The sequence below is a fragment of the Erwinia sp. Leaf53 genome, from assembly GCF_001422605.1.
Classification (GTDB): Bacteria; Pseudomonadota; Gammaproteobacteria; order Enterobacterales; family Enterobacteriaceae; genus Erwinia.
In genome coordinates this window covers 36,107-50,932 of record NZ_LMLK01000004.1, presented here as the reverse complement: position 1 = coordinate 50,932, position 14,826 = coordinate 36,107, and the positions used below count along the sequence as shown (strand labels likewise).

14 protein-coding genes are annotated in these 14,826 nt (G+C 55.6%); 7 read left to right on the top strand and 7 right to left on the bottom strand.

The features are described 5' to 3' along the window. Positions 1–11: 11 nt before the first annotated feature. Positions 12–539, bottom strand: a complete 528-nt coding sequence (locus ASF13_RS05860) for a hypothetical protein (RefSeq protein ID WP_235514952.1) — start codon at positions 537–539, stop codon at positions 12–14. A gap of 274 nt (positions 540–813) precedes the next feature. Between ASF13_RS05860 and ASF13_RS23305 the strand changes: the two genes are divergently transcribed. Beyond that, positions 814–1,068, top strand: coding sequence for an AlpA family transcriptional regulator (locus ASF13_RS23305; RefSeq protein WP_072166304.1), 255 nt, complete (start codon positions 814–816; stop codon positions 1,066–1,068). Between the two features lie 91 nt (positions 1,069–1,159). Beyond that, complete coding sequence (locus tag ASF13_RS05855) at positions 1,160–2,239, top strand: hypothetical protein (protein ID WP_056233562.1); 1,080 nt, start codon at positions 1,160–1,162, stop codon at positions 2,237–2,239. A gap of 191 nt (positions 2,240–2,430) precedes the next feature. On the opposite strand, the gene ASF13_RS05850 is transcribed toward ASF13_RS05855, so the two are convergent. After that, entirely contained in the window at positions 2,431–3,198 is a 768-nt protein-coding gene (locus ASF13_RS05850; RefSeq protein ID WP_056233560.1) for a helix-turn-helix transcriptional regulator, read from the bottom strand. Positions 3,199–3,303: 105 nt separating this feature from the next. On the opposite strand from ASF13_RS05850, the gene ASF13_RS05845 reads away from it, so the two are divergent. After that, entirely contained in the window at positions 3,304–4,452 is a 1,149-nt protein-coding gene (locus ASF13_RS05845) for an MFS transporter (RefSeq protein ID WP_056233557.1), read from the top strand. A gap of 126 nt (positions 4,453–4,578) precedes the next feature. Then, positions 4,579–4,917: a zinc ribbon domain-containing protein YjdM gene (locus tag ASF13_RS05840; protein ID WP_056233556.1), complete on the top strand. Its 339-nt coding sequence runs from the start codon at positions 4,579–4,581 to the stop codon at positions 4,915–4,917. Positions 4,918–4,960: 43 nt separating this feature from the next. On the opposite strand, the gene ASF13_RS05835 is transcribed toward ASF13_RS05840, so the two are convergent. The 4 genes from ASF13_RS05835 to ASF13_RS05820 all read right to left on the bottom strand — a co-directional run bounded on the left by ASF13_RS05835 (position 4,961) and on the right by ASF13_RS05820 (position 10,485). Then, positions 4,961–7,123: a peptidase domain-containing ABC transporter gene (locus tag ASF13_RS05835; RefSeq protein ID WP_056233554.1), complete on the bottom strand. Its 2,163-nt coding sequence runs from the start codon at positions 7,121–7,123 to the stop codon at positions 4,961–4,963. A 46-nt stretch (positions 7,124–7,169) separates the two neighbouring features. After that, positions 7,170–8,429 carry an HlyD family secretion protein gene (locus ASF13_RS05830; RefSeq protein WP_056233552.1) on the bottom strand — a complete coding sequence of 420 codons (1,260 nt, stop codon included), beginning with the start codon at positions 8,427–8,429 and terminating at the stop codon, positions 7,170–7,172. Between the two features lie 5 nt (positions 8,430–8,434). Next, positions 8,435–9,766 (bottom strand): TolC family outer membrane protein, encoded by a 1,332-nt coding sequence (locus ASF13_RS05825; RefSeq protein WP_056233551.1) that lies wholly within the window; start codon positions 9,764–9,766, stop codon positions 8,435–8,437. Between the two features lie 74 nt (positions 9,767–9,840). Continuing rightward, positions 9,841–10,485, bottom strand: coding sequence for a response regulator transcription factor (locus ASF13_RS05820; RefSeq protein WP_056233549.1), 645 nt, complete (start codon positions 10,483–10,485; stop codon positions 9,841–9,843). Positions 10,486–11,095: 610 nt separating this feature from the next. Here ASF13_RS05820 and ASF13_RS05815 point away from each other — a divergent pair. Next, a complete protein-coding gene (locus ASF13_RS05815) occupies positions 11,096–11,713 on the top strand; it encodes a trimeric intracellular cation channel family protein (protein ID WP_056233547.1) in 618 nt (205 codons plus the stop codon). Between the two features lie 76 nt (positions 11,714–11,789). Here the strand turns inward: ASF13_RS05815 and ligB are convergent, their stop codons facing one another. Further along, complete coding sequence (gene ligB / locus ASF13_RS24240) at positions 11,790–13,598, bottom strand: NAD-dependent DNA ligase LigB (RefSeq protein WP_056233545.1); 1,809 nt, start codon at positions 13,596–13,598, stop codon at positions 11,790–11,792. Positions 13,599–13,856: 258 nt separating this feature from the next. Here ligB and gmk point away from each other — a divergent pair, with 258 nt between their 5' ends. Beyond that, positions 13,857–14,480 (top strand): guanylate kinase, encoded by a 624-nt coding sequence (gmk, locus tag ASF13_RS05805; protein WP_056233543.1) that lies wholly within the window; start codon positions 13,857–13,859, stop codon positions 14,478–14,480. A gap of 53 nt (positions 14,481–14,533) precedes the next feature. Continuing rightward, positions 14,534–14,809, top strand: a complete 276-nt coding sequence (gene rpoZ / locus ASF13_RS05800; RefSeq protein ID WP_016191359.1) for a DNA-directed RNA polymerase subunit omega — start codon at positions 14,534–14,536, stop codon at positions 14,807–14,809. Positions 14,810–14,826: the final 17 nt, after the last annotated feature.

Here is a 14,826-nt window from a genome sequence, read left to right as displayed (position 1 = left end):
ATAAGTATAAGTTATTCATCTTCTCCATCTAATTCTGACAGTCTTTTCAGAAGAATTTTCTTATCAAGCAACCGCGTTATAGACTTCACCTTCCAATAGCCACCATCACTATCAGCGACTATATTAATTGGTGTTCTAACATTTTCCTCATTAAGCTTTTTCGTTATTTTTTTGTCTTCCAATCCCAAATCATATTTTAAATGACTGACAGTTTTATACAAGCCATATAACTCTTTAGCCGCAGGTGATTTAGGTTGATATAATTTAGAATCTTTTTCTTCACGGATAAGATATTTCATCGCCCCGGATAAGGTTTCTATTATATTACGCATCCCTGGTTGTGGCCGTCGATATCCAATAGTCTCACACAGATCAGCTAACTTCTCATAGTCGGCACCATTAAGCCTGATTGATATTTTGTATTCCCCTAACTCTTCCAGTCGTTCTTTGCGTATATTTTGATACTCGATGTTCTTCTGACGTTGCGCCGCCAGTTCATCTTCTTTCAATCTTTCATCCTCTTTCAAACGTTTTTCCACTCTTAACATAATCCTTATACCTCATGTCTAGACCTGACGATCAGACTACTCATTAGGCGATGGCTGTCAAGATTTCAGTCTGATGATCAGACTAAAAGCCAAGCATAGTCTGATCGTCAGACTTCCATTTTTTCGGGCATTTGGAGCCATTTTAAGTGATTTTGGTGAGTTCTGATGATCAGACTACCTCTTTTAACACAAAAATTTAGCATTTTCGAAAATCTGTAAAGGAGATTCGCATCAATTGGATGCGTAAATCGAATAGGTTTTTACGATGAATGCTTCACGTCTGATCAAACTGAAAACAGTCCTCGAATATTGCGCTTTCTCACGCGCTACTCTCTATCGCCAAATCAAAGCAGGCCATTTCCCTGAGCCTGTTCGTTTAACTGGTGGTTTGGATGATGCTAACGCCGTTTCTCGCTCAGTTGCGTGGAGAGAAGAAGAAGTACTGCAATGGATAGCCAGCCGTCAAAAAGTACCGCTATCAGAATCAAGAATAAATTCAGTACAAAACTCATCGCTCTAATAGCACGTTATATGCACACCTATAGAGATAGTGATTATCTGATTCGATACTCACTATCCCATACCAATAGTTATTGATGTTAAGGATATAAATGAAACTCAACAAACGCAACATAGAATTTTGTTGTTCGCTTGATATTGGCATGAATGCCAGAAATCAAATGTTAAAGATGAGAGCTGATAAACTCAGTATTGTAAGCTGTTTCGAAAACATTGAAGAAAGGAAAAATACATATACCAAACTAAAAAAAATGAGAAACAATTCATTTAAAAAATATCGAGTTCAGTACATCCGAAACAACGACGAAAAACCTTATCGAAAAGCATTACTGATTAGAGAAAAAGAAAGAAACTCCCCCGTACTGTTGCGCATCGATTACTCACCAATAAATCGTTCCACAGGAGGAATACGTTTAGATTTCCGCCCTCAGCACTCTACATCAGAGCAAATAGATCATTTGTTATCGTGGTTAGACCGTCGATTAGGTAGGATCTTTTACACACTACTTGAACGAGCTTGGGTTACGCAAATAGATGTAGCTCTCGATGTCTACAACTGCAAGTTAGATGATTACTTATGGGGCTTAGACCGTGCAGGTAAAACAGCTTACTTCGATAAAGAAAATGGTTTGCCTGGGTTAAGGATTGGTAGTTGTCGTTCCCTGTTACATATCCTTTTTTATGGAAAGGTAAATGCTCGGAGTGATGGAAAACTTGTCTTCATGGAAAGAAGTAAATTCATTAAGATTAATTTTGATGAGCATCAGCAATTCTTGCGTATTGAGGCCCGTTACAGACCAAACGCTACACCCACCAGCAAAAACGGTAATGCTTTGATGCTGGCACATCTTCTAGAGATGAGAAATCCTTTCGAGAGGCTTCGTGTCTACTCCAAAGATTTAAGGGATGAGCTAATGGCAAGAGGGTTTCTTTGTACGTTACCAGACGCTCCCAGCATTGCTGAAATGAAGCGCTACATGGCGGAAAAGATGGAATGCGCACGCTTACCTCGGAAAGTTGAGAGACTCATTGCAGCGCACGAGATAGAGCTGTTCGATAAACACACTGTCTGGATGCAGTGGTCACGCTGCGTTGCTCAATTAAGTGGCATTTTCAGTATAGCGTCTGTTTTCTGTGTACATAAGAGTGTACATACTGAAAAAATTGATTAGATAAAGTTCAATAAAATCAGATACAAAATACAATCACTCAACATTCAGATTCAACTGAGTAAAGGTTCCGGAAGAATACTCAAAGAGTAACGCATTCAGAAACCCGCCTGCCGGGTGGCAAAAACTGGCGATATCATTGTACGGTTGTGGTCATTTAAATATCTCCCGCCCGACATTCTCGCGATACCTTTTCAGGGCCGCTGCGCCAGATACGCCCGCGGTGAACGGCCGGTCATCTTGCTGAAAAAGGCCGAGAAGGCGCTGTCGCTGGCAAACTCCAGCGCGGCGGCGATCTCAGCCTGCGGTTGCCCCGCCACCAGCATCTCCAGCGCTTTTATCAGCCGCCACTGCTGTCGCCACTGCTGATAGCTCAGCCCGGTTTCGCGCAGCAGAATTCGGCTGATGGTTTTTTCGCTGGCCCCGCTGCTGCGCGCCAGGCTATGCAGCGGCGGCGGCAGGATCATCGCGTTCAGCGCCCGCAGGCGGCGGTCGACGGGCAGCCGTAGCGTGGTCAGCTCGCGCGGTGCGGCCTGCAGCTCGTCCAGGCACACCGCCAGCAGGTTTGCCGCCGCCCCCTGCCGCCAGTCGGTGTTAAATTCAGCGAAGGCGATGCGTTCCAGTACCTCGCGCAGCAGCGGGCTGGCGCTGACGATCTCAACGTGACCGGCGAGAGAGGTAAACCGCGACTGCACCAGCCACACCGAGCGGTAGCCGGCCACGCCCTGGATCTGCACGCGGTGCGGCACGCCTCCCGGTATCCACGCCACCCGCCCCGGCGGCAGCAGTGAAAAACTCTGGTTGAGCGTAATGCGCATACAACCCTGCTGGCTGAACAGCAGCTGCCCTTTAGCATGCTGGTGCATGCCCGAGTCGTGCTGCGCCAGCCCGGAGGCGATGCCCAGCACATCGTTGCGGTAATCGTCGGGATCAAAGGGTTCGTCTGCATCTATCCGTGGCATAACATGTCCGATTTCAACAATTTTTTGTCTTTTATATTGTAAAGGGAGAGTGACGGCCGGTGCTATTTTATTCGCTCATTTACCCCTCACTCTCGCAGGAAGACTATGCAACCTAAACTGACGCTCCCCCTGGCGACCTGCCTGATGATGTTCCCACAGGTGGTGGAGACCCTTTACAGCCCGGCGCTGACCGCTATCGCGCAGGGTTTTCAGGTCAGCGCGGAGGCGGCGGCGCAAACCCTGTCGCTTTACTTCTTCGCGTTTGCCTTCGGCGTGGTGGTATGGGGCCGCATGTGTGACCTGATCGGCCGACGCCCGACGATGTTAGCAGGCCTGGTGCTGTATCTGGTCGCCTCGCTGACGGCCGTCTTCAGCGGCAGCTTCACGCTGCTGCTGCTGGCGCGGATGCTGGCGGCCTTTGGCGCTGCGGTGGGGTCAGTAGCGACGCAGACGGCGATCCGCGATCGTTTTGACGGTCACCAGCTGGCGCGGGTGTTCTCCCTGATGGGGATCGCCATGGCCGTCAGCCCGGCGATCGGCGTACTGAGCGGCACCCTGCTGACCCGCTACGGCGGCTATCAGGGAGTATTCACCGGCCTGGCCGTGCTGGCTGCGGTGCTGCTGGCATACACCGCCTGGCAACTGCCGGAAACCCGTCCGGCGCAGTGGACCACCACGCCCTTTTTCGCCACGCTGCGGCGCATGCTGCGGGATTGGGACATCTGGCGCAGCGCGCTGTGGGTGGCGCTGTTCAATATCTGTATGTTCAGCTATTACCAGCTGGCCCCCTTCCGCTTTGCGACGCTGGCCGTGCCGCAGCACTGGTTCGGTTATACCGGGCTGGTGCTGGCGGCGGGCGTGGCCGCCGGTGCCGGTATCAACCGGCGGCTGGTCGCCGCCGGCTGGGGATTACGCCGGCTGCTGACGCTGGCCGGTGGGCTTGCGCTGGCCGGGGGCGCGGGGGTGCTGGCGCTGGAAAACAGCGTCGGCTTTGTGCTGGCGATGGTGCCGGTGGTAATGGCGTACGGTATCGCGATACCCAATGTCCTCGCTTATGCTCTGCGCAGCTATAAGGACTGTGCCGGCACGGCGGGGGCGCTGCTCGGGCTGCTCTACTACCTGCTGCTCGGTACGGGGCTGTCTCTGGCCGGGCTGGCGCAGAACCTCGGCGCCGTGCTGATCCTGTGCAGCCTGCCGATCCTCCTGCTTACCTGGACGCTGAAGGGTAAGCCGCGTCAGGCCGCCACTGAGTAAACCGCCGCCGGGCCGGTGACGGCCCGCCACGCCTCGGACAGCAGCCCTTCCCACCGCTAGGCAGAATCACTGGCAGGGAGTAAACTATGCCCCTTCTTTTATTATGGATTTGACTGAGACCCTATTATGCAAACTTTACCTCCCTGCCCGAAATGTCACTCTGAATACAGCTGGCAGGATGGCGAACAACTGAACTGCCCTGAGTGCGGCCACGTCTGGCAACCGGGTGCCGAGGGCGCGACGGAAGACGCGCTGATCGTTAAGGACGCCAACGGCAACCTGCTGGCCGATGGTGACAGCGTGACGGTGATTAAAGACCTGAAGGTGAAGGGCAGCTCAACGCCGCTGAAGATCGGCACCCGGGTCAAAAGCATCCGGCTGGTCGAGGGTGACCACAATATCGACTGCAAAATCGACGGCTTTGGCCCGATGAAGCTGAAGTCAGAGTTTGTGAAGAAGGGCTGAGCGCCCTCTTTCAGCCCGATACTTTTGTGACGCGCCGGCGGCGCTAGCCCGGCAACTGCGGCGGCGACTGCAGCGCGATAAAACTGTCGGCGTCCAGGCTGTGCGCACGGCCCTGGTCGATGACGATCACCCGGTCGGCGCTGCGAATGGTCTCCGGCCGGTGCGCGATGATAATGCGCGTTACCGGCATCTGGCGGATGGCGGCATTAATCAGCCGCTCACGCTCGATGTCCAGGTGGCTGGAGGCCTCATCCAGCAGCAGGATCTCCGGCTGGCGGTAAAGCGCCCGCGCCAGCAGCACACGCTGGATCTGCCCACCGGAAAGCGACGACCCCATATCCCCGACCAGCGTCTGATAGCCCATCGGCATCGCCACGATATCGTCATGGATCTGCGCCTGCTGCGCGGCCACCTCAACCTGCTGCGGGCTGGGTTCGGCATCAAAGAAGCTGATGTTCTCCGCAATCGATCCGGCAAACAGGATATCGTCCTGCATCACGCAGCCGATGCGGGCGCGGTGAGCCTGCATGCCGGTACGGCGAATATCCACGCCGGCGACCGTAATCTCCCCCTGCTGCGGTTTCAGCAGGCCCAGCAGCAGCTTGGCCAGCGTGGTTTTACCCTGCCCCGAACGTCCGACAATCGCCACGTTTTCACCGGGTGCGATGGAGAAATCACACTGGTGCAGGATCCAGGGTTCGTTTTCCGCATAGCGGAAACTGAGGTCGCGGACGGTTAACCCCGGGCCGCTACACCGCGGCCCGGACGGCCGTTCGATCGCGCCGGCCGGGCGATCCTCCTCCTTCTCGGTCAGCACGATATCGGCAATACGCTCGCCGTGCAGGCGCAGCATGCGGAACTCAAGCAGCGCATCGATTAACCCGGAGGCCCGCGCGATAAACTGATCGGAGAAGCTGATAAACGCCACCAGCATCCCCGCCGAGAAGTTCCCTTCCAGCACCTGCAGCGCGGCCAGCCAGATCAGCACGATGCGCCCGACGCCGGCGATGGTGCCCTGCAGCGTGGTAAAGCTGATGCTCAGCCGCTGAATGGCGATGCCCTTATTGGTCGACTCCACCAGCGCATTGGCATATGCCGCCAGCCGCACCTCCTCTTTATTGTTCAGCTTGACCGCCTGCGCGCCGCGGATCGTCTCCAGCAGCTGGGTTTGCGTGCGGGCCGCGGCGATAATCTGCTCTTCATTGGCCCGGCGGAACGGCCGCCAGGAGACAAAGCGAATCAGCATATAGGTAACAAACAGCCCGATAACCAGTACCGTCAGCTTCGCGTTGTAGGCAAAAATCAGCCCGAGGGTGACAAAGGCCATCACCCCATCCAGCACCGTACTGATAAAACGGGTGGTCAGGGTATTCTGAATGGTTCCGATCGAGCCAAAGCGTGAAACGATGTCGCCCACGTGACGGGCTTCAAAAAACGCCATCGGCAGGCCCAGCAGCCAGGAAAAGACGTTGGCCGACCACTGCACGCTGAGCATGCTGGAAAACCACGCCATTACCCAGGATCGCAGCGCGCTGACCACGTTTTGCAGCAGCAGAACGATGATAAACCCGCTGCCCAGCAGCGTCAGCAACGAGCGGTCGGCGGAGACCAGCACCATATCCATCACCCACTGCATAAAGAACGGCGTCAGGATGCCGAACAGCTCCAGCGCCAGTGACATAATCAGGATCTGCGCAAACACGCTCTTCAGCCCGATAATGCCGCCGACCAGCCGGCGCATTGACACGCTCTGCTTCTCTTCCAGCCGCTGGAAACTGGCCGACGGCAGCAGTTCCAGCGCCACGCCGGTAAAGGATTTAGAGACCTCCTCCATGCTAACTTCACGCAGGCCCCGCGCCGGATCGTGCAGAATGACTTTGTTGCGGGTCACCTTCTTTAACACCACAAAGTGGTTCATCTCCCAGTGCAGGATGCACGGCGTGCTGAGCTGGTCCAGCTCGTCCAGCTCCAGGCGCAGCGCACGGCTCGCCATCCCCAGCCGGTGGGCGATCTGCATGATATCCGCCAGCGTGGCCCCCTTCAGCGAGGTGGAAAAACGGTGCCGCAGGGTGACGAGGTCAAAGTGATGGCCGTAATAGCCGGCTATCATCCCCACGCAGGCCAGCCCGCACTCTGCGGCCTGGGTTTGCTGTAGCATGGGCAGCCGGCGTCGCCAGCCAAACACCAGTGAATCAGTAAAACGCATGTTTTATCCTTAAACGTTATCGTCCGTGAGGCGCACCTGGGTTCCGTCAGTCAACGGTACGGCGGGCCTGCGCAAACAGCGGCTCCAGCACCCACTCAATCAGGCGACGGTGCTCGATCAGGAAATCGGCTTCGACCGCCATACCCGAACGCAGAGGTTCGCTTTTACCGTAGGCGATGATCTGCTGATGATTCAGTGCCACCCGCACCCGGTACTGCTGTTCGTTGACCTTGTTATTGCCGGTAATGCCGGCGATTTCCTGCGGCGTTAGCGCAGTACGCGAGACTTCCAGAACGCGACCATACTGTTGGCCAAATTTTTGATAGGGGAATGCCTGATAACGCAGCACTACCGTCTGGCCTGGGCGGATAAAGCCGATAGCGCGGCTGCTGACCAGCATACGTGCTTCCAGCGGGCTGTTTTCCGGCAGCAGCGAGATCAGCGACTGCCCGGCAGTCACCACCTGGCCAACGTGGCTTAACACCGTCCCGACCGTGCCATCCTGGGGTGCCCGTAGCACCACCGAACGACGCGACTCATTTTCCGCCAGCGACTGCCTGACGCCAGCCAGACGCACCTCCAGTTCATGCTGCTGGTTAGCGGCGGTCATCGGCTGTTCGCCAATCTGCTGTGCCAGCTGTGCCAGCTGCTGCTGCTGCTCCAGCCTCTGACGCTGCAGCTCCTGTACGGCGCTGCCGGCATCCAGCAGCGTGGTTTCCTGCTGATCCACCTGCGTACCGGAGGCATAGCCCTCGCGGTTCATGCGGCGCAGTTTATCCAGCTGGCGCTGTGCCAGCCTGACCTGCTCCAGCCGTTTGGCAATCAGCTGCGACATCTGCGCGATCTGCGCCTGTAAAATGGTCTGGCGTGCCAGCAGCCCCCTCAGCGTTTCGGCGCTCAGCGCGGCGGTTTCGCGCTGCTCATTCTCAAGCCTGGCGCTCTGCAGCTGCAGCTGGGTAATCACCGTGTCCCAGGTCGCGCCCTGTGAAGTCGCCAGTTCGGAGGCGATCTCGATCAGCGGCTGGCCACGACGGATGCGGTCGCCCTCCTTAACCGCAATGCGGGTGACGGTTCCGGCGCTCTGTGGCACCAGGGTGGTCACCCCTTTCACCGGCAGCAGCTCGCCGCTGGCATTTTCTCGTTTGGTATAGCTACCGAAGATAAAGAACAGGGTGATGGTAAGGGTGATAAAGGCAATGACGCTGACCACCAGCCAGCGCCACGGCGGTGAGTACACCGCAACGGTTCCAATGGTTTTCGAAGCGTTATTGCCGGTCGCTTCCGGTCTGAATAGCGGCTCTTCCATGAGGGTTACTTCCTGTCAGAGGACGAAATCTGAGTGGGGTGGCAGCTGAACTGCTGCAGCATGGGGTCGTCAAGTGTGCCCTGCAGAGCCAGCAGCTGAATACCGGCGCTGAGGTACTTATAGCGGGATTCCGCCTCGTTCTGCATGGCGTCGTAATATTTCTGCTCGGCGTTAAGTTCATCAATGGTGGTACGCAGACCGAGTTCACGACCATACCGGGTGGACTTCACCTTGCTGTTGGCGGAGAGCGCCGCTTTCTGGCGCGCTTTCAGCAGCGCGCGGCCGTTAGTGATATTCAGCCAGGCGGTGCGCGTCTGTTGATTAACCTGCCGCCGGGTATTTTCCAGTGCATACTTTGCCTGATTGAGGCGATTCAACGTTTCGCGGGACGCAGAAAGTTGCCCGCCGCCGGCAAACAGCGGCAGCGAGACGTTGACGCCGACCAGCGTATTTTTAGTTTTTGAGGTGGTACCAAAAATATTATCCAGCACGTTTTCATCCTCACCACGGCTCCAGTTGCCGCCATAGCTGGCCTGCAGGTTAACCACCGGCAGGTGGGCGGCAGTAGCGCTGACCACGTTACTGCGCGCCTGAGCGACCTGGGTGCTGGCTTTTCTGATTTCAGCGTTATTGCGCTGTGCCAGCAGCAGCGCTTGTTGCATGTTCTCCTGCTGCGTGAGGCGATAACACTGGCTGGATACCGGCTCAATGCCATCAGCGATTAAACCGGTCAGCCGGGTGTAAGCGGTACCGGCAATCTCCAGATCGTTACGCGCGGCAATCTCCTTCGCCTGCGCGTCATCATAGTTCGCCTGGGCTTCATCGACTTCCGTGCGCGTTCCCTCACCCAGTCTGAGTGCGGCCCGCGCCTGCTCACGCTGCTGGCCATATACGCGGATGGCAGAAACCGCTACCTCAAGCACCTCCCGCTGGTACACCACCCTGAAGAAAGCGTCTGACACGTCGCGAATTAACGTCTGCTGCGCAACGATAAATTCTGCATCGGCCAGATCGGACATGGCGCTGCCACGCTGAAATGCGGCAAATTTTGCCAGGTCAAACAGCGGCTGGTTGAGATTAACACTGTAGTTATGCCGTTTAACGGCCGCTGCATATTTTACATGAGGCTGGTCCTGTTTGGCATAACCTCCTTCCAGATTAATCGATGGCAACAGACCAGCAATCCCCTGGTCAAAGGCTTCATTGCCCGCTTTTTTTTCCTCTAACGCTGCACTAAATCCGGCATCGTAGCGACGTGCAGCATTTACCGCTTCTAAAAGCGTGGTTGCCTGCAACAACGAGGGGAAAAAAAACACAAGTACTAATACTCTTTTCATTTAATCCCTTAAATCCAGTCAATCCTTGTTTATTTAATGGAAGTCTGTTTTCCAAAAAATGAGGAGCTTTGGTATCAAATTAATCCCTGCGCATAGGCGTACCGAATCAACTCTATATTGGTGGAAACGCCTAAGCGGCGCATTGCGTTATACTTCTGTGTCGAGATGGTGCTGATGGTTCTGTTCTGCCGATGGGCAATTTCTGCCAGCGAATACCCGGATGAGAATAAGCGTACCACTTCCAGTTCTTTCGGCGTCAGGGTGTTACCCCGTTCGTTACCTTTTGCCAGCGGGGCTTTAAGATGGCTCAGCGATGAGGAAAAGTAACAGTCCTGCTGACTGACCACATGATGGCAGGCCAGCACCGTTTCCTCCACCGCATCTGATTTACTGACAATCGCCCTGATACCGTAGTCGCAGGCCTTTCTTAAAATTGCCACATTCTTTTGTGACGTCAGCAGGACGATGTGCGTATCCGGATAGCGGGCCGCCAGCGCGCGCAGTTTGGTGAAGCCATCGATGGTGGAACGATCTGAACCCAACGAAAAATCGGTAATAACAATATCGGTGGTTTTCACCGCCAGAACGGACAGCAAGTCCTTACCACATGCAGCTTCATTGGTAATAAGAAAACGGTCACTGGTTGAAAAAAGCATTTTTAAGGAATGCATGATATGTGGATGATCGTCAGAAACGGTTACCGTGTATCTGCTGTACATAACGCCTCCTGCCTGAGAATATCATTTAGGCCGTTCACATTGGTGACTGGAAAAGAGGTTGTATGACCCTACCTTCCCGATCGCGAAAGTTCCTTCCCTGCCATTTAAGAATTAACTTAGTTTTAGAGATGCTGTTTAAAAAGCAAATGAAATATACCCCACACCAGCACCATTAGTAACAAAACAAACCCTCTGCTACGCACAAATAATCAAAACATCAGTCTCAAAATTTTAAAATAAATTAATATTCAAAGGTGTCATTCTATTTTCTGACCTGATTTCTGCTCTCTGCTCATTTTTACCGTATGCCAACGGAATAAAGTGATAGCCGTCTCATATTCAGTACGCCCGCCTTCGCAGATTGTGGCCAGTACCGGGCCAGTCAACCATCCTTTTTTTAATAACTTTATCCGCTAACTAACTCAAGCAGAATCGATCGGGGCAATATCTTCATAATACTAAAAATCAATGTATTACGATTAACATAGCCGTAAAAATAAACAAACAAACCATCAAAAAAACTAATCCCAAGAGGCTATACTGAGAAAATTTCAGTCGCTGCCCGTGCCATTACACCGTAGTCTTGCGGCCTCTAAATCTGGAGTTGATTATGTTACTCACCGTACTCTACATCATCGGCATCACCGCTGAAGCGATGACCGGGGCGCTGGCCGCTGGCCGCCGTAAGATGGATCTGTTTGGCGTGATTATCATTGCATCGGTGACCGCGATTGGCGGCGGTTCGGTTCGCGATATGCTACTCGGACATTATCCACTTGGCTGGGTCAAACACCCGGAGTACATCCTGATTGTGGCGGCGGCGGCGGTAATCACCACCTTCGTGGCACCGCTGATGCCCCATCTGCGCAAGGTCTTTCTGGTGCTGGATGCGTTGGGGCTGGCGGTGTTTTCCATTCTGGGGGCGCAGGTCGCGCTGGATATGGGTCATGCGGGAATTATCGCTGCGATCAGTGCAGTGGTGACCGGAGTATTCGGCGGCGTGTTGCGTGATATGTTTTGCAACCGCATTCCGCTGGTGTTTCAAAAAGAGCTGTATGCCGGTATCGCGTTTGCCTCCGGCTGGCTGTACATCCTGCTGCAGAAAACGGAGCTGAATATGGAAACGGTGATCGTTATTACCCTGCTGTTTGCCTTTATCGCCCGCCTGCTGGCGCTGCGTTTTCGGCTGGGTCTTCCGGTGTTCAACTACGAGCACGGCGATCACTAGACGCTACGCCCCGCTAATACGATGCGGCTGGCCGGAATACTCCGTCATCGTTTACAGCAGGGGCCCCTTACCACCATCAGGGCCATACGTTGAGCTGTTGCAGCCTGCCGATCAGTTGCTGTACGGTTTGATGCTGTAAAAACTGCCTGATGCGCCGGGCGCTTACCGCCCCGGTGCCCGGTAACTGCTGCCACTCCTGTTCGCTGCGCGCCAACAGCTGCTGCCAGCCATTGTCGGTTAAGGTACGCAGCGCAGCTTCGGGAATCGGTACGCCCAGCGCCCTCACCCAGCGTTTAAACGGGCGCTGCTGGCTGAGACGGAACTGCTGCCAGAACAGCTCACCGCGCTGCGGCCCGATCCCCGGCATCGCCCGCAGCTGCCCGGCTGACAGGGTCAACCACGAGAACAGATCGCTTACTCCACCGGCTTCAATCAACTGCTGCCAGCTGGCACGCCCGATGCCGGCCATATGTAACGCTGCGCTACCGCTCAGCCACTCCAGCCGCGCCAGCAGCTGCTGACGGCAGCCGCTGTCGTCGTGAAAACAACGCAGATTACTGGAAGCAGGGGGTGGCTGCGGATAGTCACGCTGGCTAACCCGCCATATCACCTCGTTCAGACGGGGGATCCCCTGCCCGGCCAGGCTGAGGCTGACCCGATCGCCCGGCAGCACATCCCGCTGCCGCCAGCGTGCCACCGACCCGAGGCTGACCCGGCTGACGCGTTTGTCATCCAGCTGCACCGGCTGCAGATCCAGTACCACGCTAATCTGCCCGGTGCGCCCGGTGTTGAAGCGTACCGCCTGCACTTCGCTGCTGCTCTCCGGCGGCGGGTATTTCCACGCCACCGCCCAGTTACCATCGTTGGGCATCCAGTGGCTGCCACGCGGGGTGGGCAGGCTGTGCACCACCACCCCATCGCTGGTGAACGGCAGGGCCTGCTGAAACCAGCGATCGCGCCAGGCAGCAACCTCGCTGACTTCGGTCACCCGACGGCTCCATTCACTGACGTCAGGCAAGCCCGCGCTGCGCAACCCGGCCAGTTGCCCGGCCAGCGACTCCGGCCCGTCTGGCCACGCCCAGATAAACAGCCCGGTACGGGCCAACAGCGGTGATGGTTTTACCGCCATTAACGCGCCGGCCAGCTGCGAACGGGCATTCATCCCACCCTGCAGCGCCTGGCGATGACCGTTCATCATCAGATAGAGTTCGCCCTGAAATACCGTGACGCCGGAAAAAGGTGCGGGCCGCCCTGATTCAGATGATATGGCTGGTGTGGTGCCCGATGTACCTGATGCGGCTGATGTAGCTGATATCCCTGATGTGCCCGACAAGGCTGATTTTCCTGATGTGCCCGAGATACCCGACGCCGGAAGCACCGCGCCGGTCGCCAGCGCGGCCGGTATCGCCGGGATCAGCCGGGCTTTTGCCGTCCAGTCCTCGCCGTGCAGGCCGTCGCCGCGGCTGATCATTTTGTCCAGCCGCCCGTCGCGGTAGACCAGCGTTACCGCCACGCCATCCACCTTCGGCTGCACCCACATCTGTTCCCGGCCCTCCATCCAGCGCGCGACCTGCTGGCCGTTACTCAGCTTCTTTACCCCGACATGAGCGACGGGGTGCAGAATCCTGCCGCCGCTGGCCAGCGCAGGCTGGTGGGTGAGCCCAGGTTTAAAGCAGCTGAGCCAGTGCTGCAGCTGCTGTTGCAGCTGGTCGTAACGCCCATCGCTGACCAGCGCCTGACCCTGCTGATAGTAGGCGCGATCCCAGACGCTAAGCCGGGCGGTCAGCGCCGCGATCTCCTGCTCTGCCCGGTACGGGCTCCATTGCGGGCACTGCGCCTGAACCCAGCCGCAGGCCAGCCAGACCATCACCATCAGATATCGCATTGCACACCTCCTCTCAAGGATCAGGAACAGGCGGCAGTAAAGCGCAGGGCATCAGGTCTGGCGAGCGGCGAATACCGTATCCTGAAGCTGTCACAGGAAATTTTTATGCAACGCAGCAAAAGCGTTAAAAAAATGCGTATTACTGTCAGGTTTCAGAGAAATTACGCGGTGAATCACCCGAAACGCTGCATGACGCGCTGCACCTGTGTATACTGTGCAGGAAGTAGACTCCGCTTTTTTGGCTTATCAAGAATAATCATGGCTCAAGGCACGCTTTATATTGTTTCCGCCCCCAGTGGCGCGGGTAAATCTAGCCTGATTCAGGCACTGTTAAAAACGCAGCCGTTATATGACACCCAAGTGTCAATTTCGCATACGACCCGTGGCATACGGCCGGGTGAGAATCACGGCGAGCACTATTTCTTTGTTAATCACGACGAGTTTCGTTCGATGATTAGCGAAGACGCGTTTCTCGAACATGCTGAAGTCTTTGGCAACTATTACGGCACGTCGCGTAAAGCGATTGAGCAGGTACTGGCCACCGGCGTTGACGTATTCCTGGATATCGACTGGCAGGGTGCGAAACAGATCCGCGAGAGAATGCCCGCTGCCCGCAGCATTTTTGTGCTGCCGCCTTCGACCGAAGAGCTGGACCGTCGCCTGCGTGGCCGCGGCCAGGACAGCGAAGAGGTGATTAGCAAGCGCATGGCGCAAGCCGTGGCCGAGATGAGCCATTATGCGGAGTACGATTATCTGATCGTGAATGATGATTTCGACCTGGCGCTGTCCGATCTGAAAACCATCATTCGCGCCGAGCGTCTGCGTATGGGCCGCCAGAAGGCCCGTCATGATGCTTTAATCAGCAAACTATTGGCAGACTGAGGACAACTCAGTATGATGCCGAGTCTTTTCTTCACCCGTGGAGTATCACACAAATGGCACGCGTAACCGTACAGGACGCAGTAGAGAAAATTGGTAACCGTTTTGACCTGGTTCTGGTCGCCGCACGTCGCGCACGTCAGATGCAGGTGGGTGGTAAAGATCCACTGGTTCCGGAAGAAAACGATAAATCCACGGTGATCGCCCTGCGCGAAATCGAAGAAGGCCTGATTACCAATCAGATCCTCGACGTGCGCGATCGTCAGGAGCAGCAGGAGCAGGAAGCCGCCGAACTGCAGGCGGTTACCGCTATCGCCGAAGGCCGTCGTTAATTCGCATTTAAAGGCTC

Bases quoted from the DNA above. Each gene is read 5' to 3' on its own strand.
- ASF13_RS05855 (WP_056233562.1), top strand. From the start codon at position 1,160: ATGAAACTCAACAAACGCAACATAGAATTTTGTTGTTCGCTTGATATT.
- ASF13_RS05835 (WP_056233554.1), bottom strand. From the start codon at position 7,123: ATGCGTTTTACTGATTCACTGGTGTTTGGCTGGCGACGCCGGCTGCCC.
- gmk (WP_056233543.1), top strand. From the start codon at position 13,857: ATGGCTCAAGGCACGCTTTATATTGTTTCCGCCCCCAGTGGCGCGGGT.
- ASF13_RS05830 (WP_056233552.1), bottom strand. From the start codon at position 8,429: ATGGAAGAGCCGCTATTCAGACCGGAAGCGACCGGCAATAACGCTTCG.
- ASF13_RS05845 (WP_056233557.1), top strand. From the start codon at position 3,304: ATGCAACCTAAACTGACGCTCCCCCTGGCGACCTGCCTGATGATGTTC.
- ligB (WP_056233545.1), bottom strand. From the start codon at position 13,598: ATGCGATATCTGATGGTGATGGTCTGGCTGGCCTGCGGCTGGGTTCAG.
- ASF13_RS05850 (WP_056233560.1), bottom strand. From the start codon at position 3,198: ATGCCACGGATAGATGCAGACGAACCCTTTGATCCCGACGATTACCGC.
- ASF13_RS23305 (WP_072166304.1), top strand. From the start codon at position 814: ATGAATGCTTCACGTCTGATCAAACTGAAAACAGTCCTCGAATATTGC.
- rpoZ (WP_016191359.1), top strand. From the start codon at position 14,534: ATGGCACGCGTAACCGTACAGGACGCAGTAGAGAAAATTGGTAACCGT.
- ASF13_RS05840 (WP_056233556.1), top strand. From the start codon at position 4,579: ATGCAAACTTTACCTCCCTGCCCGAAATGTCACTCTGAATACAGCTGG.
- ASF13_RS05825 (WP_056233551.1), bottom strand. From the start codon at position 9,766: ATGAAAAGAGTATTAGTACTTGTGTTTTTTTTCCCCTCGTTGTTGCAG.
- ASF13_RS05820 (WP_056233549.1), bottom strand. From the start codon at position 10,485: ATGTACAGCAGATACACGGTAACCGTTTCTGACGATCATCCACATATC.
- ASF13_RS05815 (WP_056233547.1), top strand. From the start codon at position 11,096: ATGTTACTCACCGTACTCTACATCATCGGCATCACCGCTGAAGCGATG.